At 67.1% G+C, this 19,561-nt stretch carries 16 protein-coding genes and 1 pseudogene; 9 read left to right on the forward strand and 8 right to left on the reverse strand.

Translation table 11 applies throughout. The features are described from left to right. Positions 1 to 113 precede the first annotated feature (113 nt). Together BMZ79_RS35075 and BMZ79_RS35080 are read right to left on the reverse strand one after the other, a co-directional pair. Entirely contained in the window at positions 114 to 617 is a 504-nt protein-coding gene (locus BMZ79_RS35075; protein ID WP_256252693.1) for an MFS transporter, read from the reverse strand. A 172-nt stretch (positions 618 to 789) separates the two neighbouring features. Next, positions 790 to 1,323, reverse strand: a pseudogene (locus BMZ79_RS35080) (MFS transporter); the annotation flags it as partial. Positions 1,324 to 1,445: 122 nt separating this feature from the next. Between BMZ79_RS35080 and BMZ79_RS11905 the strand changes: the two are divergent. Beyond that, on the forward strand, positions 1,446 to 2,387 hold the full coding sequence (locus BMZ79_RS11905) for a helix-turn-helix transcriptional regulator (RefSeq protein ID WP_090640319.1): 942 nt from the start codon (positions 1,446 to 1,448) through the stop codon (positions 2,385 to 2,387). Between the two features lie 49 nt (positions 2,388 to 2,436). On the opposite strand, the gene BMZ79_RS11910 is transcribed toward BMZ79_RS11905, so the two are convergent. Together BMZ79_RS11910 and BMZ79_RS11915 are read right to left on the reverse strand one after the other, a co-directional pair. Continuing rightward, positions 2,437 to 3,345, reverse strand: a complete 909-nt coding sequence (locus BMZ79_RS11910; RefSeq protein WP_090640322.1) for a DMT family transporter — start codon at positions 3,343 to 3,345, stop codon at positions 2,437 to 2,439. 157 nt (positions 3,346 to 3,502) lie between these two features. Beyond that, positions 3,503 to 3,922, reverse strand: coding sequence for a VOC family protein (locus BMZ79_RS11915; RefSeq protein ID WP_090640327.1), 420 nt, complete (start codon positions 3,920 to 3,922; stop codon positions 3,503 to 3,505). 242 nt (positions 3,923 to 4,164) lie between these two features. Between BMZ79_RS11915 and BMZ79_RS11920 the strand changes: the two genes are divergently transcribed. The 4 genes from BMZ79_RS11920 to BMZ79_RS11935 all read left to right on the forward strand — a co-directional run bounded on the left by BMZ79_RS11920 (position 4,165) and on the right by BMZ79_RS11935 (position 11,232). Then, positions 4,165 to 4,737, forward strand: a complete 573-nt coding sequence (locus BMZ79_RS11920) for an SRPBCC domain-containing protein (protein WP_090640330.1) — start codon at positions 4,165 to 4,167, stop codon at positions 4,735 to 4,737. 425 nt (positions 4,738 to 5,162) lie between these two features. Beyond that, positions 5,163 to 6,128, forward strand: a complete 966-nt coding sequence (locus tag BMZ79_RS11925; protein WP_090640333.1) for a DUF4912 domain-containing protein — start codon at positions 5,163 to 5,165, stop codon at positions 6,126 to 6,128. Positions 6,129 to 6,208: 80 nt separating this feature from the next. After that, positions 6,209 to 8,821, forward strand: a complete 2,613-nt coding sequence (locus tag BMZ79_RS11930) for a 1,4-alpha-glucan branching protein domain-containing protein (protein ID WP_090640335.1) — start codon at positions 6,209 to 6,211, stop codon at positions 8,819 to 8,821. Next, entirely contained in the window at positions 8,818 to 11,232 is a 2,415-nt protein-coding gene (locus BMZ79_RS11935; protein WP_090640338.1) for a sugar phosphate nucleotidyltransferase, read from the forward strand. The genes BMZ79_RS11930 and BMZ79_RS11935 overlap by 4 nt, the downstream gene beginning before the upstream one ends. Positions 11,233 to 11,314: 82 nt before the next feature. Here the strand turns inward: BMZ79_RS11935 and BMZ79_RS11940 are convergent, their stop codons facing one another. Next, positions 11,315 to 11,683, reverse strand: coding sequence for a hypothetical protein (locus BMZ79_RS11940; RefSeq protein ID WP_143088940.1), 369 nt, complete (start codon positions 11,681 to 11,683; stop codon positions 11,315 to 11,317). A 406-nt stretch (positions 11,684 to 12,089) separates the two neighbouring features. On the opposite strand from BMZ79_RS11940, the gene BMZ79_RS11945 reads away from it, so the two are divergent. From BMZ79_RS11945 to BMZ79_RS11955, 3 genes are read left to right on the forward strand one after another with little or no spacing between them, the layout of a single operon-like run. Next, positions 12,090 to 12,899 (forward strand): phytanoyl-CoA dioxygenase family protein, encoded by an 810-nt coding sequence (locus tag BMZ79_RS11945; RefSeq protein WP_090640344.1) that lies wholly within the window; start codon positions 12,090 to 12,092, stop codon positions 12,897 to 12,899. A 38-nt stretch (positions 12,900 to 12,937) separates the two neighbouring features. Further along, on the forward strand, positions 12,938 to 13,948 hold the full coding sequence (locus BMZ79_RS11950; RefSeq protein ID WP_090640347.1) for an SDR family oxidoreductase: 1,011 nt from the start codon (positions 12,938 to 12,940) through the stop codon (positions 13,946 to 13,948). Between the two features lie 49 nt (positions 13,949 to 13,997). Then, the gene (locus tag BMZ79_RS11955; RefSeq protein WP_090640348.1) at positions 13,998 to 15,392 is read left to right on the forward strand and encodes a glycoside hydrolase family 32 protein; all 1,395 of its coding nucleotides are present in this window, start codon (positions 13,998 to 14,000) and stop codon (positions 15,390 to 15,392) included. A 91-nt stretch (positions 15,393 to 15,483) separates the two neighbouring features. On the opposite strand, the gene BMZ79_RS11960 is transcribed toward BMZ79_RS11955, so the two are convergent. The 3 genes from BMZ79_RS11960 to BMZ79_RS11970 are packed head-to-tail and all read right to left on the reverse strand — an operon-like array spanning position 15,484 to position 19,197. Further along, positions 15,484 to 16,593 (reverse strand): GerAB/ArcD/ProY family transporter, encoded by a 1,110-nt coding sequence (locus tag BMZ79_RS11960; RefSeq protein ID WP_090640351.1) that lies wholly within the window; start codon positions 16,591 to 16,593, stop codon positions 15,484 to 15,486. Between the two features lie 2 nt (positions 16,594 to 16,595). Continuing rightward, positions 16,596 to 17,729, reverse strand: a complete 1,134-nt coding sequence (locus BMZ79_RS11965; protein ID WP_090640353.1) for a Ger(x)C family spore germination protein — start codon at positions 17,727 to 17,729, stop codon at positions 16,596 to 16,598. A gap of 4 nt (positions 17,730 to 17,733) precedes the next feature. Next, positions 17,734 to 19,197, reverse strand: coding sequence for a spore germination protein (locus tag BMZ79_RS11970; protein ID WP_090640356.1), 1,464 nt, complete (start codon positions 19,195 to 19,197; stop codon positions 17,734 to 17,736). Between the two features lie 139 nt (positions 19,198 to 19,336). Here BMZ79_RS11970 and BMZ79_RS35085 point away from each other — a divergent pair, with 139 nt between their 5' ends. Then, positions 19,337 to 19,471: a hypothetical protein gene (locus tag BMZ79_RS35085; RefSeq protein WP_256252694.1), complete on the forward strand. Its 135-nt coding sequence runs from the start codon at positions 19,337 to 19,339 to the stop codon at positions 19,469 to 19,471. The last annotated feature ends 90 nt before the right edge of the window (positions 19,472 to 19,561 follow it).

Below are 19,561 nucleotides of genomic sequence, written 5' to 3' on the forward strand. Positions count from 1 at the left end.
CCGGCTCTCGCGCCAAAAAGCCCCGGGCAAGCTTGAACTTGCCCGGGGCTTTTTGGCGCGCCCGCGGAATGGCGTGCCGCGGAAGGTGACGCCACGCCGGCGCGCGGCGCGGGTTACGGCTTGGCGGCAGCCTCGCCGCCGCGCGCCGGCGCCCGCTCCGCCAGCACGCCGCCGGCGAGGAACGCGCCGAGCGAGAGCAGCAGGCAGACGGCAGAGAAGAGGCCGATCGCCGCATAGCCGCCGAGCTGCGCGTACAGCAGGCCCGCGATCCAGGCGCCGATCGTGTTGGCGCCGTTCATGGTCGCGTTGGCCAGGCTGGAGATCGTGCCCCGGATGGAAGCGTTCAGCGACGTCAGCGCCTCCATGACGACGGGGAAGACCATGCCGAGCAGCGCGAAGATCAGCAGGTAGAGCGCCGTCGCGGCCGGCAGGCTGCCGAGATGCGGCCCGAGGACGTACAGCGCGGCGATCGGCGCCATTCCCGCGGCCGCGGCGTTCGCGCGGCCCAGCTTCCGGGCCGGGTACGCGCCGAGCAGGCTGCCGAGCAGCGTGCCGAGCCCGAGGAACATCATGACCGTGCCGATCTGGCCGACCGGCAGCGCGAAGCGGTCGGCCATCCACTTGCCGGCGAAGGCAAGCGACGCGCCGCTGCCGAGATGGAGCAGCAGGTAGGCGAGGAAGCCGGATCTCGCCCGGCCGCTCGCGGCAAGCGGAGCGTACCGGCGCAGGATCGCGGCGCGTCCGCCCGGCGGCGCGTCCGCCCGGCGGCGCGGCCGCCGGCTTCACGTCCGGCATGAGGCGGAAGACGGCCGCGGCAAGCAGCAGCGAGGCGGCGCCGATCGTCCAGAACGGGACGGACCAATGGGCGGCCGCGAGCCAACTGCCGATCGGCACGCCGAAGGCCTGGGAGGCGGCGAGGCCCGAGAAGGCGACGCCCATCGCCTTCGGAATGCGGGATGCCGGCATGACGGCCGGGATCGACGCCCACACCTGCGGCGCCGTGAACGCGGCGCTGACGCCGGCCAGGAAGCGGAGCAGGCACATCGTCCAGAAGCCGTCCGCGAAGCCGCACAGCGCGGTCGCCGCGGAGAAGCCGAGCAGGCCGCACAGCATGACGGTGCGGCGGTTCCAGCCGTCGGACAGCGGCCCCGCGATCAAGGCGAAGAGGGCGGAGCCGAGCGTATAGGCGCCGATCATCCAGCCGGCATGGCCCGTCGAGACGCCGAATTCGGCCTGCAGCGTCGGAATCAGGGGCGAGATGAGGAAGGTGTCGGTGCCGATCATGAACATGACGAGGAAGAAAAGGGCGGTGAATTTGCCCATCGTCGAACACTCCTAACGGGTTGAAGTTGCTTGCGCGTCCAGCGTACCGCATAATGGTGACGGAAACTGTCATGAACGCCTGATAAGCTATTGGGGCAATCGAACGAAAGGAGGCGGCCTGCATGCCGAAGTCCAAACGGCTGATGGAACTGATGATGACCGTGAACCGGAAGCGGCGCTTCAAGGTGCGCGAGCTGGCCGACGAATTCGGCGTGTCGACCCGCACGATCCTGCGGGATCTGCAGGAGCTGAGCGAGCTCGGGGTGCCGCTCTATTCGGAGGTCGGCCCGCACGGCGGGTATCAGGTCGTGCGGGAGCGGGTGCTGCCGCCGATCGCGTTCACCGAGGAGGAGGCCGCGGCGATGTTCTTCGCCGTGCACGCGCTGCGCCATTACGCGTCGCTGCCGTTCGAGACGGAGTCCGCCTCCGCGCTGCGCAAGTTTTACCTGCACATGCCCGGGGACGTCCGGGAACGGATCGACCGGATGAAGGACCGCGTGGACTTCGTGACGCCGGCGCGCAGGGGCGAGACGCCGCATCTGGCGCTGCTGCTCGACGCCGCCGTCTGCCGGAAGGCGCTCGCGATCGACTACGCGCCGAAGGAAGCGGACACGGAACGCCGGCGGATTCAGCCGGTGTGCCTGTACGCGAACAACGGCTTCTGGTACTGCACGGCGTATTGCTTCGAGCGCCAGGGCTACCGCGTGTTCCGGTGCGACCGGATCCGCGCCGCGGCGCCCGATCCGGACACGGAGCCGCTGGAGCTGGGCGACGTCCGCGACAGCCGGAAGGCCGCCTCCGCGCCGGAGGCGCCCGTCCGCCTGCGCGCCGGGCTGACGCGCGCGGGCGTGCAGCGCTGCGAGAGCGAGCTCTGGCTCGCGCCGCTCTTGGACGTGCGCGAGGACGGAAGCGGAACGATCGACGCGGACGTGCCGGGCGGCGACCTGGCGTTCTTCGCGGAGTTCTTCATCGGGCTCGGCGCCGAAGCCGAGCTGCACGGGCCCGCAGAGCTGAAGGAAGCGATCCGGCGGAAGCTGACCGAGCTGCTGGCGCGTTATTCGTAATCGTCCGGGCGGCGAGCCGGCGATCGCGTGCCGGCGGATCGGCGGGCCTTCAGGACGCGCGGCCGCGGCGGCGGCCCGCGGGGAGCGGGGCGGCGGCGGTCCACACGCCCGACAGGACGAGGAGCGCGCCGACGGCTTGCGCCGCGGTCACCGGCACGCCGTCCGCCACCGAGACGGCCATCGTCACGACCGGAACCGCGTTGAAGAAGACGGAGGTCGGGCCGGCACCGATTTCCGCCATGCCCTTGTTCCACCACGAGTAGCCGAGCACGCTCGTGAAGAAGGCCATGAAGGCGATGGCGCCCCAGGAGCCAAGCGGCACGCGTTCGAGCGGCGCGGGGCTCGGCGCGAACTGCGCCGCGGCGATCAGGCAGATCGCGCCGGCGAGCGTCGAATACGCCGTCGTCGACAGCGCGCTGCCGTCCCGGACGAGGCGCCGCCCCAAGACGCCGTAGCCGGTCCAGCACAGGTTGGCGGCGAGGAGCAGGAGGTCGCCCGCGGAGAACGACAACGTCCGGATCGCGCCCGGCGAGCCGTGCAGGACGACGATCGCGACGCCGATCAGCGCCGCGCCGAGTCCGGCGGCCTGCCTGGGCGTCATGCGGTCCTTCAGTAGGAATCGCCCCGCGACCGACGTCAGCAGCGGATTCAGCGCCATGATCAGCGCGCCGTTGACCGGCGACGTGTAGCGAAGGCCCCAGAAGAACAGCGCGCTGAAGCCGAAGATGCCGACGACGCCGAGCGCGGCGTACGCGAGCGCGTTCCGCCTGACGGGAGCGAAGCGGATGCCTTCCGTGACGTGGAGCAAAGCGAGCAGCGCCGGAGCGGCCAGGCCGAACCGCCACGCCGCGGCGGCGAGCGGCGAGAAATAGCCGGCCGTGTATTTCGCCAGATCGAACGATGCGCCGGTGAAGACGGAAAAGCCGGCGAGCATCGCGTAAATGTTCAGTCGTTTCATGCGTCGGCGTTCCCCTTCCGGACGGCCGGGCCGTCGAGGCCGGGCCGTGCTTGCATCAAAAAAGCCGGATTGCTCCGGCTTCGGCCGTGCGAACGGCGCGCATGCCCGGTCCTAAAGACCGCGCGCGCCGGTCCGCCCGTAGTCCTTTCCCCGCGCCTTACCGGCTGGTGAAGATTTGAAACGTCACGCCGAACCGGTCCGTTACCACGCCGTAGGACGGGCTGAAATGGATCTTCTGAAGCGGCATGACGATCCGCCCGCCATCGGCAAGCGCGCCGAAGAACCGGCGCGACGCCTCGGCGTCGGGCACCGTGAGGCAGACCTGGACGCGGCCGCCGTCCGGTCCGGCGGCGCCGGGGAACGCGTCCGCGACGAACAGGTCGGCGCCGCCGAGCTTCAGGACGGCATGCGCGACGCGGTCCTTCGCGGCGTCCGGGACGGGGTGGCCGGGATCGGCCGGTCCCTCGCCGAACGTTTGGGTAAAGGCGATCTCCGCGTCCAAGGCGCGCGCGTAGAACGCGATCGCGGCCTTCGCCTCGCCGTCCAGCAGAATGAACGGAGTAGCTTGATAGGTCATGCTGAATCATCTCCTTCGCGAGTTGTGAGCTGCCCGCAGCCGCTTGGCCGGGGCTTGATGTCGAGTATAAACCGCAATCGTGACAAGGTTTGTCATGGATTATCGGATTCGGGAATAAAGCGGACGTTCAGGATAACCGCCTGTCCGATATATGCCTTGACAGGAATTTCGAGGTATATATAAGTAGAACCCCGAGCTAATCGGGAAGGCTACATCCATTACGCAGATACGGAGGTTTGATCATGAGCGACAACCACGGGGCCGCCGGCGCCGCGGCCAACGAATTCGTCGTTGCGCGCACGTTCGGCGCGCCGCGCGAGCTGGCGTTCCGGGTATGGGCGGAGGCGAAGCACTTGGAGCGGTGGTGGGGACCGAAGGGGCTTGCGGTCAGCGCCGCGCAGCTCGATTTCCGGCCGGGCGGCCGGTTCAATTACGTCATGCGCACCCCGGACGGCCATGAAAATGGGGGCTTGTTCCGTTTCCTGGACATTGCCGAGCCGGAACGGATCGTGTTCGTCAATTCCTTCTCCGACGCGGAGGGCGCCGTCGTCCGTCCGCCGTTCGAGGAGGACTGGCCGCTCGAAATCCTCCACAGCGTCACGTTCGCCGAAGCGGGCGCCCGCACGACGATCCGGCTCAAGAGCAGCCCCCTCAACGCGACGCCGGAAGAGGAACGGGTCTTCCGAAGCGGCTTCGCTTCGATGGAGGAAGGCTACGGAGGCACGTTCGATCAGCTGGAGGCTTATTTGGCCGAAGCGTTACCCCTGCCGCCGGCGACCGGAGTTTTGCCGGCGATCGGAACTTTAAACTTTTAAGGAAAAAGCGTTCACCCTGCATGCGTTTTCGGAATCCGCAGCCGCGCCCGGCTGCGGATTTTTGCGCTTTCTTGCGACTTCGCCCGTCGAAAGCCGCGCGGAAACGGCTATGGTTCGACAGCGGCTCGAAAGCGGGGTGTGGGTCGCTCGGCTCAGGCGCGATGCCGATGTTCGCAATTGCCGTCCGAAACAGCCCCGCGGCGCCGCCGCGTCAACGATCCGGCAGGCAACGCGCCCGAATCCGATAGGCGCTTTTAGGGGGAATGGGCGTGGACATCCGGAGGGGTGGGACGTTCTCCCCAATTTATTTTCGTGTCAGGTTTCGAGCAATTTATCGCCGACTTCTTTATATAATGCGGAGGTACGCGGGCGGACGGCGGCGTTAAGCCGCCGACGGCCGCGATTCGAAGGGAGGAGGCCGGCACGTGTTGGACGAGATCCTCAAGTTGAAAGAAGAAGGGCTGACGCAAAAAGCGATCGCGGATAGGCTGGGCCTCAGCATCGGGAAAGTGAAATACCGGCTGGCCAAGCTCGGGGGAACGAGGAACGGACGCGGCGGGGACGAAGGCGAAGCGGCGGGACCGACTGCCGCGCCGGTCGACGCCGCTCCGGTCGGCGGCGAGGCTGCCGACCAAGCGTTCGCGGAGGCGGCTCATGCGGCAAACGAAGCCGCGGCGGCGTCCGCGCAGCCGCCGGTCGAGGACGAAGCCGCGGGACAAGCGCTCGCGGAAGCGGCCGATGCGGCGATGGAAGCCGGGGCGGTAGCCGGGCCGGGCGCCGGCGCTGCGGCGGCTTCGGCAGAGGCGCCGGCCGCCAGCGAATACGCGGAACAAGCGCTCGCGGAGGCGGCCGGGACGGCAAGCGAGGCCGCGGCGCTGTCCGCCCCGGCGGCGGCCGACGGCGAGTCCGCTTGGCGGGCCATCGTCGATGCGGCCTACGCCGAAAGCGCTGCCGCCGCTGCCGCGCAGGCGCCGGCAGACGGCGAGGCCGCGTGGCACGACGCCGCCGACGCCAACCGCGGAACGGCCCGCGACGAGGACGACCGGCTCGTCCTGCTGCCGAAGGACCCCGGCACGCTGTACGTCTACTGGACGCTCACGGAGCGCCGCATCCGGATGATCGAGGAGCATTTCCACTGCGCGTGGGACGAGCTGCCCAAGCTGCTGCGGGTTTACGACGTGACCTATACGTCGTTCAACGGAGACAACGCGAACCATTGCCGCGACGTTCGGATCGACGGGCGCGCGGACAATTGGTTCGTGCGCGGACTCTCCGCCGGAACCGTCTTCTGCGTCGATCTCGGCACGACGGCTTTGGACGGCCGGTTCGTCGCCGTGCTTCGTTCCGGCACGGCGGAGACGCCGGCCCTGCACGAGCGGCTTCGGCGTTGACGCGCCTTTCCCGCGGACGCCGCGGGCGGAGATCGATCGCATCGCACCTATACGACTCGACCATGGAAAGGAAGGCGCTTGTGGAAAAAGGATCCCTTTCGATCGTGCTTCACGCCCATTTGCCGTTCGCGCCGCAGGCGCAGCCCGAGGGCAGCGCGGAGGAGCGCCGGCTGTTCGAAGCGGCGACGGACGTCATGCTCCCGCTGCTGGAAGTCTTGGACGGGCTTGCCCGCGACCGCGTGCCGGGGCGGCTCGCGCTCGCGCTGTCGCCGACGCTGCTCGCCATGCTCTCCGATCCGTCGCTGCAAGCGCGTTATCTCGCGCATCTGGACCGTTTGATCCGACTCGCGGAGCAAGAACCGCTCGTCCGTGAAGAGGCGGACAAGCTCCGCCAAGCCCGGACGCGCTTGACCGATACATACGGCGGCAGTCTCGTCGCCGGCTTCAAGGCGCTGGCGGACGCGGGCCGCCTGGAGCTGCTGACGTCCGCCGCCACGCATGCCTTCCTGCCTTATCTCCGAACGGAGCAGGCGCTCCGCGCGCAGATCGGCGCCGCCGTCCGGGCGCACGCCGCGCTGCTCGGCTCCGCGCCGGCCGGCGTCTGGCTGCCGGGAGGCGGCTACGCGGACGGACTCGACCGCGTGCTGCGGGAATGCGGGCTCGGCTATTTCATCGTCGAGGCCCATTCGTTCCGGTACGCCGACCCGCAGCCGGCCGGCGGTCTTCACGCGCCGGTCCGGACGCCCGGCGGCATGCTCGCGTTCGCGCGGGATCCCGAGACGGACCGCGAAGACTTCGCCGCCGCATGGGCCGGACGGGCGGAGGCGGCACAGCCGGGGACCGGCAAGGCGCCGGTCGTCACCGCCTGCTTCGACCTCCTGTCCGCGTCCTGGCGGCTTGGCGGCGCGGCGCGGCTGGACCGGCTGTGCCGGACGCTCGCCGAAGCGGGCGGCCCGCTCGCGCCGACTTCGCCCGGCGCGTATCTGCAGGCGCAGGCCGGCACGCGGTACGAGGAATGCCGCCCGTCGTTCGCGAGCGCCGGAAGCGGCGGCTACGGCGACGCGTGGCTGAACGGCGCCAACCAATGGATTTACCGCCGGCTGCACGAAATGGAAGCGCAGATGATCGAGCTGGCCGACCGGCACGCGGACGCGCGGGGACTCGTCCGCCGGGCGCTCGACCAGGCCGCGCGCGAGCTGCTGCTCGCCCAGGAAGGCGATCTCGCGCTGCGGATGGGCGACGCCGGCACGAAGGACGATGCCGAGCGCCGTTTCGACGCCCACGCCGGGCGTTTCCGCACGCTTCGCTGCATGCTGCGGGGCGGCATCATCGACGAGCGCTGGCTGCACGGCATCGAACGGCGCGACGCGGCGTTCCCCGCGCTCGATTATCGGCTGTACGCGTCCGGCGCCGAAGTCCGGACGTTCGACGCGCGGGTGCCGGCATCTTCGGGACGGGCGCTCCGGGTGCTCATGCTCGCTTGGGAGTACCCGCCGTTCGTCGTCGGCGGCTTGTCCAGACATGTCTATGATCTCGGCCGCAAGCTGGCCGAGCAGGGAACCGAAGTCCACGTCGTCACCTGCCATGCGGACGGCCGCCCGGCGTACGAACGGGACGGCGGCGTCCGCGTGCACCGGCTGCGGACGTACCAGCATGAAGGGCTGCCGTTCATGGATTGGATTTTCCAGCTGAATCTCGCCATGGCCGACTACGTCGCCGCCTTGATCGCGGACGGCGCCGCGTTCGACGTCGTCCACGCCCACGACTGGCTCGTGCACCAGGCGGCCAAGACGCTGAAGCACCGCTTCGGGCTGCCGCTCGTCGCGACGGTCCATGCGACCGAGCACGGGCGGAACCAGGGCATCCGGACATGGCTGCAGCGCACGATCCACCACCGGGAATGGGAGCTGTCCTACGAGGCGTGGCGGGTCATCGTGTGCAGCCATGCCATGGAGCGGGAGCTTAGGGAGCTGTTCTCCGTGCCCGCGGACAAGCTCGACGTCATTCCGAACGGTGTCGAGCCGGCGCTCGTCCAAGCCGCGGACGACGGGTCCGCCGATCGCGCGGCCTTCGCCCTGCCGCACGAGAAAATCGTCTTTTTCGTCGGGCGGCTCGTGCGGGAGAAGGGCGTGCACGTGCTGCTCGAAAGCGCGCCGGAGGTGCTCGCGGCCTGTCCGGACGCGAAATTCGTCATCGCGGGCAAAGGACCGATGCAGGAGGAGCTGCGCGCCCGCGCGGCCGAGCTCGGCATCGGGGACAAGGTGCTCTTCGCCGGCTTCATCGACGACGCGGCGCGCAACCGGCTGCTTCGCGCGGCGTACGCCGCGGCGTTCCCGAGCCTGTACGAGCCGTTCGGCATCGTGGCGCTGGAGGCGATGGCGGCGAACGTGCCGGTCGTCGTATCCGGCACCGGCGGCCTGGCGGAGATCGTCGCGGACGGCGAGGACGGCTACACGGCGCTGCCCGGGGACGCGCATTCCCTGGCGTCCCGGCTGATCCTGCTGCTGCGGGACGAGAACAACGCCGCGGCGATGGCGGCGAACGCGCTGCGCAAAGCCGCGACCGTGTACGACTGGGGCGCGATCGCCGAACGGACGGCGGCCGTATACCGCCGCGTGCTGCGCGAGCAATCGCAGCTGTACTACAGCCGGGAAGCGGCTGCCGCAATCGAACCGACGGAGGGATCGCGATGAAAGCAGTCATCATGGCGGGCGGCAAAGGCTCCCGTCTTCGCCCGCTCACGAGCAACACGCCGAAGCCGATGGTACCGCTGCTGGACCGCCCGGTCATGGAATACACGATCGAGCTGCTGAAGAAGCACGGCATCGCGGACATCGCGGTCACCGTGCAGTACATCCCGGAGGCGATCCGCCAGTATTTCGGCGACGGCTCGGATTTCGGCGTGCGCCTGCACTACTTCGAAGAGCATTCGCCGCTCGGCACGGCCGGCAGCGTCAAGAACGCCGAAGCGTTCCTCGACGAGACGTTCATCGTCATCAGCGGCGACGCATTGACGGATTTCGATCTGACCCGGGCGATCGCGTACCACCGCGAGAAGGAGGCCGTGGCGACGCTCGTGCTGACGCAGGTGGACAGCCCCCTGGAGTTCGGCGTCGTCATGACGGATCCCGCGGGGCGGATCGTCCGCTTCCTGGAGAAGCCGAGCTGGGGCGAAGTGTTCAGCGACACGGTGAATACCGGCATCTATATTCTCGATACCGAGATCTTCGGCTATATGGAGAGCGGACGGGAAGTCGACTTCAGCAAAGACCTGTTCCCGGCGCTCATGAAGCGCGGCCGGCCGATGTACGGGTATGTGGCCGAAGGCTACTGGTCCGATATCGGCAACCTGGGGCAGTACCGCCAAACCCAGTTCGACATGCTGGAGGGGAAGGTCGACGTCGCGATCGCCGGACGGGAAGTCGCGCCCGGCGTCTGGGCCGGCGAGCACGCCCTGATCGATCCGACGGCCTCGGTGATCGGACCGGCGTTTATCGGCGACCACGCGTCGGTCGGCCGGGGCGCCTCGGTGTCGGCGCATTCCGTCGTCGGCGCGGGCTCCATCCTCATGGACGGCGTCGCCCTGGACCGGGCGGTGCTGTGGCGCAACAACGTGCTCGACCGGCAGGTGGAGATCGTCGGCGCCACGCTGTGCCGGAACGTGCTCGCCGGCTACGGCGCGTCGGTCAAGGAAGGCGCCGTGCTGGGCGACCACTGCAGCATCGGCGTGAACAGCATCGTGCAGCCCGGCGTGAAAATTTTCCCGGACAAATCGGTCGAGGACAACGCCGTGCTGAAGCATTCGCTGATCGTGGAAGAGCGCGCCGCCAAGACGATTTTCGGCCGGCGCGGGGTCAAAGGCGTCTGCAACGTCACGATGACGACGGGCTTCGTCGACCGGCTGGCGACCGCGCTCGCGTCTTCGCTCGCGATGGGATCGACGGTCGGCATCGGCCGCGACGCGGCGCCCTTCGCCGAGCTGATCGCGGACACGTTCGCGACCGGCCTGCATGCCTCCGGCATCCATACGTACGATTTCGGCGCGGTGACGTCCTCCATCACCCGCTACGCGACGCGCCATCTGGACTGCGCCGCCGGCATTTACATCCGGGTGTCGGATGCGGACGGCGAGGATCAGCTCGTCATCGAGTTTCTGGACGGGCAGGGCCTGCCGATTCCGAAGGCGGCGGAGCGGAAGATCGAGAACGCGTTCGTGCAGGAGGACCGCCGCCTGATCAAGCGGGACAAGCTGGGCCGCAAACGGACCTCCCCGCATGCCGGCGCCCTCTACCGCAAAGATCTGCTGGAATCGGTCGACGCCGGCCTCGTCGCGAAGCGCTCCTTCAAGGTCGTGACGGTGTACAACGGCCAAAACCTGAACCAAGTGCTGCCGGAGCTGCTGCACGAGCTGGGCTGCCGCGTCATCCAGCTGAACGGCGTCGTCTCGACGGCGGCCGAGCTGGCGCGCTGGGTCCGCGACAACGAAGCGGACTTCGGCGTTCTGCTGGACGCGAACGGCGAGCGGCTCGAGCTGGTCACGGAGCGCGGCGGCGTCGCGTCGGACGAGCTGCTGCACATGCTGCAGCTGATGATCCGGCTGCGGACCTCGGCCGACGAGATCGTGCGCGTGCCGGTGCACTTCCCGGGCACGGCGGAGCTGCTGGCGGAGCGGCAGGGCCGGCGAGCGGTCCGCTCGAAGGCGGATACGCGCTCGCTGCTGGAGAGCTGCCAGCATAACGGCTTCCATGCGTACGCGGACGGCATCTACACGGTCGTGCACGCCATGGCGACGCTCGCGGAGCTGGGCCTGTCGCTGTCGCAGCTGGTCGCGACGATCCCGAGCTTCGCGCTGTTCAAGGAGGAGGTCGACTGCCCGTGGACGGAGAAGGGCAAGGTGATGCGCTTCCTGATGGAGGAGACGAAGGGACAGGACGTCGAGATGATCGACGGGCTCAAAATCTTCCACGATCAGGGCTGGACGCTCATCCTTCCCGACAACGAGGAGCCGATCTTCCAGGTATACACGAACGCGGAATCGCAGCAGGCGGCCCGGGAGCTGGCGGCGGCGTACGCGGACAAAATCCGGCATTACCGCAACGGCTGACCGCATTGGCAGCCGCAAGCGGCAAGCGTCCGGCGCCTTCCCTCATCGGGTCGGCGCCGGACGCTTGCTTTCTCGGCGGCCCTTACTTCGCGGCCGCGGCACGACGCACGGCGGGCGCGACGTCGGCCGCCAGCAGCTCGATCGCCTTCGCGACTCGGGCGAACGGCATGCCGCCGATGTCCAGCTGGACGATATGGCGGTCGTGTCCGAACAGCTCCCGCTGATGCAGCATCTTCTCGAAGATCTGCTGCGGGCTGCCCACGGCGAGCGCCGTCTCCGGGCCGGCCATCCGTTCGAAGTCCTGCCGGTCGACGCCGCCCCGGCCGCGCATGGCGAGGAAGCGGTTCATGTACGCGGCGTAACGCGGGAAGAATTCGTCCTTCGCCGCGCGGGTCGTCTCCGCCGCGTACCCGTGGCTATGGACGCGCGGGGCGAACGCCATCTGGCGCATTTGGAGCGGCGGCGGGAGATCGGCGAGACGACGGCGCGCTGATGCACCGGGAAGGCGGGCGCCTTTTCGCGCTTCATTAAAAAAGCCCTTACAACCCGGAGAGCGCGTCCTTTAATGACGGCGCTTCGGCAACTCCGCCTCTCGTCCGGCCCTCTTCTCCGGGGTGGCGGACGGACGCGGCAGCGGTCTTCAAGCCTGTGCGAGCTCGTCAAATTTGTATTATTGTACATATTATATATGTATGATATATTCTGGTTGACCGAACGCGTTTGGAGGTGATTCGGCTGCCCTTCCGACGGCGCAGCAATCCTCTGTCCGCGCTGACCTCGTACGTCCACGAAGAAGCAAGCTTGCCGGTCGGCGCCCACAGCCAGTTCTCAATTCATGATAACGGGAGGTTGTCCGCATGGCTGCTGAACCGCATCAAGGACTTCAGGCTGTTTCCGAGCCCGGCGCATTCACCGAGCTTGACCGGTTCATGTTCGAATCCTGGGGGTATCTCGTCATTCCGAACGTCTTGACCGCCGATCAGGTCCAGGCGTGCCTCGAAGCGTCCGTCCGTCTGCACGAGAAGGAAGGCACGGAAGGCTGGGCCCAGGTCGGCCGCGGCTTCGAGACGGAGCCGGCGCTCGACGCGCTGGTCGATCATCCGTCCGTCCTGCCGAAGGTCCGGGCGCTGTACGGCGACCGCTTCATTCTGCAATCCGCCTGGTGCACGAAGCAGCCGGCGTTCGGCGGCTTCGGCGGCTGGCATCAGGACGGCTCGGGCGCGTACGATTTCAAGAAGCTCGGCTATCCGATTCCGCTGCTGCAGCTGCGGGCGTCGTATCTGCTGACCGATCAATCCCTGCCCCGCATGGGCAACATGGAGATGATCCCGGGCAGCCACCGGGCGCAGGTGCCGCTGCCGCCCGACCTCCGCAAGGAGAAGGGCGACCTGCCGATCGGCCATGTCATCTGCGCGCCGGCCGGTTCCGTGCTGCTGTTCCACAACGCCGTCTGGCACCGCACCTACGCGCACGACGGCGATTACGACCGCTATACCATGCATTATATTTATAGTCCGCCGTGGGTCCGGTTCTCCGACCGGTTCGCGAACGACCCGGATTACCTGGCGCGGGCGACGCCCGTCCGCCGCTATCTGGCCGGCGAATACGAGCGGCCGGACGCGCCGTTCGGAGCGGGGTACCCGGCGAGCGTCTTCGACGACGAGTAGCGCGCGGCCAATCGCGCGGAAAGGGGAACGCTGCCATCATGAAAGTTCTTTTTATCGGCGGAACCGGCTTGATCAGCACGGCCGCTTCGGAGCTCGCGGTACGGCAGGGGGTCGAGCTCTATCTGCTGAACCGGGGCAACCGGGGGGCGCGCGTGCCGGCGGGCGCGCGCATCCTCCTCGGCGACATCCACGACGAGCCTGCCATGCGCGAGCTGCTGTCGGACATGCGCTTCGACGCGGTGGTCGATTGGATCGCCTTCAAGCCCGAAGACATCGAGCGCGACGTTCGGCTGTTCGCGGGCAAGACGAACCAATATATCTTCATCAGCACGGTCGCGACGTACCAGCGCCCGCCGAGCCATTACGTCTTCGACGAGTCCGCGCCGCAGCATAATCCCGGCTGGGACTACGCCGTCGACAAAATCGCCTGTGAGGAGCGGCTGCTTCGGGCATACCGCGACACGGGCTTTCCGGCGACGATCGTGCGCCCCTCGCATACGTACGGCGAGACCGCGATTCCGTTCGCCGTCGCGAGCGGCGCGCATCCGTGGACGCTGATCGACCGCATCCTGCGGGGGAAGCCGGTGATCGTGCCCGGCGACGGCACGTCGCTCTGGACGATCACGCACAACACCGACTTCGCCAAGGGGCTGGTGGGGCTGCTCGGCAACGACCAGACGCTCGGCCAGTCGTTCCATATCACGTCGGACGAAGTGAAGACGTGGAATCAATACCTCGCCGCCATCGGCCGGGCCGTGGACGCGGAGCCGCGGGCCGTCCATATGACGTCCGAGTGCATCTCCCGGTTTCTGCCCGAATTCCGGGCGGGGCTGTTCGGCGATGCCAGCAACAGCTACGTGGTCGACAACCGCAAGATCAAGACGTTCGTGCCGGGCTACTTGGCGACGACGAACTTCGAACGCGGCATCCGGCAGTCGATCGCGTATTTCCGGTCGCGGCCGGAGCTGCAGACGATCGACGAGGCGCTGAACGCGCGGATGGACCGGGCGATCGCCGCGTACGAGCGGTTTTTGGCGGAGATCGTGTAAGACGGCGCCGCCGGCGCCTTTCGAGTTGGGGAGAGGAGTTGTCATATTCGTGCACGGCTTGAAACCGACCTACCATTTTCGGCCCGAACGCAACTGGATGAACGACCCGAACGGTCCGATCCAGGCGGGCGGGGTGTATCACCTCTTTTATCAATACAATCCGAACGGGGACAAGTGGGGCGACATTCATTGGGGTCACGCCAAGAGCCTCGACCTCGTGCATTGGGAGCGGCTTCCGATGGCGCTCCATCCGTCGCCGGAGCGGGGCGAAGCGCACTGCTTCTCCGGCTGCGCCGTCATGCAGGACGGCCGCCCGGCGCTGATCTACACGAGCATCGGGCCGGAGCGCGGCTCCGAGTCGGGCGCCGAGCAGTGGATCGCCTTCGGCGACGCGGACTGGACGAACTGGCGGAAGCCGGACGCCAACCCGGTGCTGGCCGGATCGATTCACGGGGACCTGACGATCAAGGAATGGCGGGACCCTTACGTCTGGCGGATGGACGGCGATTGGTACATGGTGACCGGCGGATCGCTGGGCGGCGAAGGCTGCGTGACGATTTATCGTTCGCCCGACCTTCTCTCGTGGACGTTCCTGAACGTGCTGGCGAAGGGCGAAGGCAAGGTATGGGAATGCCCGAACTTCTTCCGTCTGGACGGCAAATGGGTGCTGACGTATTCGCCGCAAGGGCGCGGCATTCCGTACCGGACCGGCACGCTGAGAGATGATTTCGCGTTCGTGACGGAGACCGAGGGCATCCTCGATTACGGCCATTTGGACGGCTATTACGCGCCGACGTCGTTCGAGGACGAGCAGGGCCGGCGCATCATGTGGGGCTGGATGCCCGAGAGCGGAAGGGGCGAGAGCGCGGCCATCGAAGGCTGGGCCGGCGTTCAGGCGGTGCCGCGCATCCTTCGCCTCGATCCGGAGACCGGCGAGCTGCTGATCCGGCCGATCCCGGAGCTGGAACGGCTCCGGGGCGAGCGGGCCGAGCTCGGTTCGGCCGAGCCGCTCTCCGGCGAGCGGGCGCTGCCGGTGTCCGGCAAGGCGATCGAGCTGGAGCTGACCGCCGAGACGGGGCCAAACGCGGCATGGGGCATCCGCTTCTTCCGTTCTCCGAACGGCGAAGAGGAATGCGCGCTGGAATTCGACCGCGCGGCGGGCGTCGTGCGGCTCGTTCGCGAACGCATGAACGGCGACGCCGCGATGCACCGGTTTCCGCTCGAGGCGCCGCTGCCGGCGTCCGCGTCCGGGCGCTTCGACATCCGGGTCTTCCTGGACCGTTCGACGGTGGAAGTGATCGTGAACGAGCGGACCGCGCTGTCCGGCCGCGTCTATCCGTTCCGCGAGGACAGCGAGGGACTCGCCGTCTACGGGGACGGCGCGGCGGCGCTGCCCGTGCTGAACGCGTACCGGCTGGCGCCGGTATGGAGCGAAGAGGATTAAGCAGGCCTATGCAGGCCTAAGCAAGCGGCAGACCGGAGGCAGCGCTCCCGGTCTGCCGCTTTTTTAGCTTTGCTTAGGGCAGGCGTACGCGCTATTCCGTCCGAGGGGTCAGCATAGCCCCGGGAGCTCCCGCCTTCCGCAGCCAAGCCGCGGCCAGCAGGAGGAGCGGGAAGACGACGGCGTACAGCAAATAATAGGTGAACAAATACTTCTGCACCCATTCCATGTTCTCGATGACGTTGTGGAACAGCAGGGAATAGGCGGACAAGATCCAGATCAGCGGGAAGGCCACGACCTCCCGCCGCTTGACGCGGAACAGCTGGCAGATCGCGAGCAAGGCGCAGTAGAACAGGATGCTCAGCTTCAGGCAGACGATGAACAGGACGTTGATGGCGAGGAACGTTTCCAGATGCTCCAGGAAGCTGGCGAATTGCATTTCGCGAAACAGCATGAATACCGGGTAGATCAGGCGCGAGCCGCGATTGACCCCGAGGATGCCGATGTTCGCCAGCACGCTGAGCGCCAGGCTGAGGCCGCTCGCGGCGATGCCCAGGATGTACGAGGTGTTGAGCCGCTTCTGCACGTACGGAAACAGCATCATGAGCGCCACCGTCTCCATGAACGGGAAAGCGAAGGCGTAATTCGTCCGGGCGATCGCGGCGGCGAACGACCCGATATGGCTTTCGTGAAAGTTCTGCCAATCCCACTGCCGGAGCGCGACGAGAATCGGCACCCAGTAGGCCAGATGCAGGTAGGGCGTCAGCAGCTCCGACACCATCGCGATGGAGGCGATGCCCTTGACGACGGCGTAGGCGCACGTGAACAGCACCATGATGCTGAAGAAGGCGACCGGCGTCTGCGGCATCATGTTGGTATGCAGGAAGTCGCCTAGGTTCCGGGTGACCCAGGACGCGATCTGCACGAAGTACAGGACGTAGAACAGCGCGATGACCCCGCCGGCCCAGCGGCCGAGCGCGGCGACCGCGATTTCCACCAGGCTCTTGCCGGGGTAGCGGCTCGACAAGTACAGCCACAACAGCGCGAGCAGGATGCCGTAGGCCAGCGCGCCGAGGCAGACGAGCCAGGCGTACTGCTTGGCGTCGCCGATGACCGGGCCGGTCAGCACGATCCATGTCGTTCCCGTCGTGAAATAAAAAGTGACCAGGAACATCTGCCACGCGCTCAGCCGTGCTTGCTCCACGTTCAGTTCCTCCCTTCGGACCGCAGCGGTCCGTTCGTATTGCCGACGGAAGAGGTTTCGGACCGCATGTCGAACGTCACCTTCGCCGATCGCCAATCCTTCACGCCGTGATCCTGCAGGCCGAGCAGGTCCCAGCCCTTGTCCGCGCTTAAGCGGAACAGCGCGTCCGCTTTGCGCTCGAAATAGCGGTCGAACGCCTGCTCGACCTCCCGCATGTTGCGGATCGTCACGGCGGCCGACTGCTCGTTGTTGACGATCCGCAGATCCGCGCGCAGCCGGTACTCGGCGCCGCCGGCGCGGAAGCGGCGCTTGACCCGTATCCCGTCGGCTTCGACGTCCACGTTGCCGCCGCCTACCCGGAGCGTGACGAGGGTGCTCGTGACGTCCTTGTTCAGGATGAAATAGAATTCCTTCTCGTCGAAATCGATCTTCCCGACCATGCGCCCCTGCAGAAGCACGGCTCCTCCCGCGAACAGGAACGATTGCTTGCGGATGTTCACGTCCTCCAAGCGGTCCGTGACCTCCGCGGGACGCGGCGACGTATACCGGATCAACGGGACGACCATCGCCTGCTTGCGGTACAAGCCGATGACGAGGTTTTTCACCCGGATGGGCTCCGGCGTGCCGAAGCCGTAGCCGTTGTTCGACAGGTCGAGAAGCGACCGGATATATCGCCCCGGCATCCGTTCGAGCGGCGAGAAGCTGTTCAGGATCGTCTCGACGGGGCTCTCCGCCACGAGGAAGAGGATGTTCGTCCGGCGGTCGGGACTCATTTCGACGAAATTGATCATGTCCTCGATGCCCTGCTTCGCGTACCGTTCCGAGAGGATGAGCACCTGCATGTGCGGCATGAACAGGCGCCGGGGCATCAGCGTCGTCGTCTGTTTGGTGAACCGGCCGAGGCTGTAATCCTCGAACTTGAACGTATAGACCGCGGCCTTGTCGGCGCCCGGCCGGTTGGAGAGCGAGCTCGGATTGATCACCTGGTAGTACGCCGTGATCTTCCCGGTCTCGGGATCCTTGTCGGCCGCTCCGAGATTGACGATGGCCAGCTCGTTGATTTCTTTCATATCCCAGCAGCCCGCGCAGAGCGGAAGGCAGAGCAGCAGGCAGAGAAGGACGGTTATCGGTTTCATGCGCTCACCTTGTGTTGTTTTTCGCTTTGAATTCCCGGGGCTGGCCGCGCATGAATTTGCGCGGCAGCCGGACGAGCGTGTCCTTGAAGTCGGACGGCATCATCGGCGCGAGCGGCGCCATGTAGTGGACCCCGAACGACCGGATCGACACCAGGTGGATGAACAGGACGAAGACGCCGCAGAGCAGGCCGAACAAGCCCATGACCCCGGCCAGCAGCATGAACACGAATTGGACGATCCGCTGGGCGATGCCGAAGCCGTACATCGGCGAGATGTAATTGGAGATGGCGGTCAGCGACACGATGATGACCATGGCCGCCGTCACGAAGCCGGCTTCGACCGCGGCCTGTCCGATGACGAGCGCCCCGACGATCGAGATCGCCTGGCCCGCGATGCGGGGCATGCGCAGGCCCGCCTCCCGCAGAATCTCGAAGGTGATGAACATGATCAGCGCTTCGATCACGGCGGGAAACGGCACCTCCTCGCGCTGCGCGGCGAGGCTGATGAGCAGCTGCGTCGGCAGCAGCTCCTGGTGGTAGCTGACGATCGCGATGTACAGGGAAGGGACGAAGATGGACAGGACGAACGCGAACATGCGCAGCCAGCGCAGCAGCGTCGCGATATCCGCGCGCTGGTAATAGTCCTCCGGCGAGGAGAACAGCTGGAAGAACGTCAGCGGGCCGGCCAGCGCCATCGGCGAGCCGTCGACCAGCACGGCCACATGCCCCTCGAGCAGCTTGGCGGCGACGGCGTCCGGACGCTCCGTGCTGGCCAGCTGCGGGAAGGGGGACAGCGTCTTGTCCTGAATCCATTCTTCGATATAAGCGCTTTCCAGGATGCCGTCCGTCCGCACCGCCTCGATCCGGCGGCGGAATTCCCCGACGACGGCGTCGTTCGCGACGTTGCTTAGGTACGCCATATAGACGTTCGTCGCCGTTTCCGTGCCGATGACGAAGGGCTCGAAGACCAGATGCGGGGTCTTCAGCCGCTTCCGGATCAGCGCCATGTTGACCTGCAGGTCCTCCACGAAGCCTTCCCGCGGTCCGCGGATGACGGCTTCCGTCTCGGGCTCCGCGACGGCGCGGTAATCGCTTCTTGCCACGTCGCAGCTCAAGAAGGCCGCCGTTCCCGCCGTCAGCAGCAGGCATTGGCCGTCCAGGAGGTTTTTGGCCGCTTCCCGGACGCCTCCGCCGAGCGACTTCCGGGCGATCGGAATATAGTCGGACAGCCGTTCCGGGTCCAAAGCCGGTTCGCCGGCCAGGCGCGTCCGCGCTTCCAAGAGCGGCTTCAGAATCTGCTCCTCGATCATGGCGCATTGCGTGATGGAGGCCAGGTACAGGCAGTAGACGGCCGTCTCGCCGCCGATCGGGACCGGCTGACAGTTGAAGTCCGGGGACGTGCCCAGTTCCTGCTTGAGCCGCTCCACCGCTTGATCGCCCGCTTTCAACGCCGCCGCCCCCTTTTCCATGAAATGACTGTTTTCAGAATGCCCCGGCCTTGTTTCTTCTATGCGCGCGGGCAGCCGGGGAGGAGCGGGAGAGGCGGGCTTCGGGCGTGCATGAAACCGGTGCTTCGGGCCCATCTTATCGGAGACGGGGGTGATTAGCATGACGGGCAGAAACAACAAGCCGAAGCGGAGAGGGCCGGAATCCCATCCGGGGCGGCTCGACCAATACGGCGAGAAGCTGGCCGAAGACAGCGGCGCGAAGGCGATGCGGCCGAACAACGGCGGCAACGGCTAAGACGCGCGAAAACGAAAAAAGCCTCCCGCTAAGGGGAGGACGGCGGCCCTGCTCAGGGAACGGCCGATGCGGCAAGCCGCCTTCCCGACC

The sequence above is a fragment of the Paenibacillus sp. UNC496MF genome (assembly GCF_900113915.1).
Classification (GTDB): domain Bacteria; phylum Bacillota; class Bacilli; order Paenibacillales; family Paenibacillaceae; genus Paenibacillus_Z; species Paenibacillus_Z artemisiicola.

Excerpts from the sequence above, each read along its gene's own strand:
- BMZ79_RS35075 (WP_256252693.1), bottom strand. The coding sequence starts at position 617 with ATGGCCGACCGCTTCGCGCTGCCGGTCGGCCAGATCGGCACGGTCATG.
- BMZ79_RS11905 (WP_090640319.1), top strand. The coding sequence starts at position 1,446 with ATGCCGAAGTCCAAACGGCTGATGGAACTGATGATGACCGTGAACCGG.
- BMZ79_RS11910 (WP_090640322.1), bottom strand. The coding sequence starts at position 3,345 with ATGAAACGACTGAACATTTACGCGATGCTCGCCGGCTTTTCCGTCTTC.
- BMZ79_RS11915 (WP_090640327.1), bottom strand. The coding sequence starts at position 3,922 with ATGACCTATCAAGCTACTCCGTTCATTCTGCTGGACGGCGAGGCGAAG.
- BMZ79_RS11920 (WP_090640330.1), top strand. The coding sequence starts at position 4,165 with ATGAGCGACAACCACGGGGCCGCCGGCGCCGCGGCCAACGAATTCGTC.
- BMZ79_RS11935 (WP_090640338.1), top strand. The coding sequence starts at position 8,818 with ATGAAAGCAGTCATCATGGCGGGCGGCAAAGGCTCCCGTCTTCGCCCG.
- BMZ79_RS11940 (WP_143088940.1), bottom strand. The coding sequence starts at position 11,683 with ATGCGCCAGATGGCGTTCGCCCCGCGCGTCCATAGCCACGGGTACGCG.
- BMZ79_RS11945 (WP_090640344.1), top strand. The coding sequence starts at position 12,090 with ATGGCTGCTGAACCGCATCAAGGACTTCAGGCTGTTTCCGAGCCCGGC.
- BMZ79_RS11950 (WP_090640347.1), top strand. The coding sequence starts at position 12,938 with ATGAAAGTTCTTTTTATCGGCGGAACCGGCTTGATCAGCACGGCCGCT.
- BMZ79_RS11965 (WP_090640353.1), bottom strand. The coding sequence starts at position 17,729 with ATGAAACCGATAACCGTCCTTCTCTGCCTGCTGCTCTGCCTTCCGCTC.
- BMZ79_RS11970 (WP_090640356.1), bottom strand. The coding sequence starts at position 19,197 with ATGGAAAAGGGGGCGGCGGCGTTGAAAGCGGGCGATCAAGCGGTGGAG.
- BMZ79_RS35085 (WP_256252694.1), top strand. The coding sequence starts at position 19,337 with ATGACGGGCAGAAACAACAAGCCGAAGCGGAGAGGGCCGGAATCCCAT.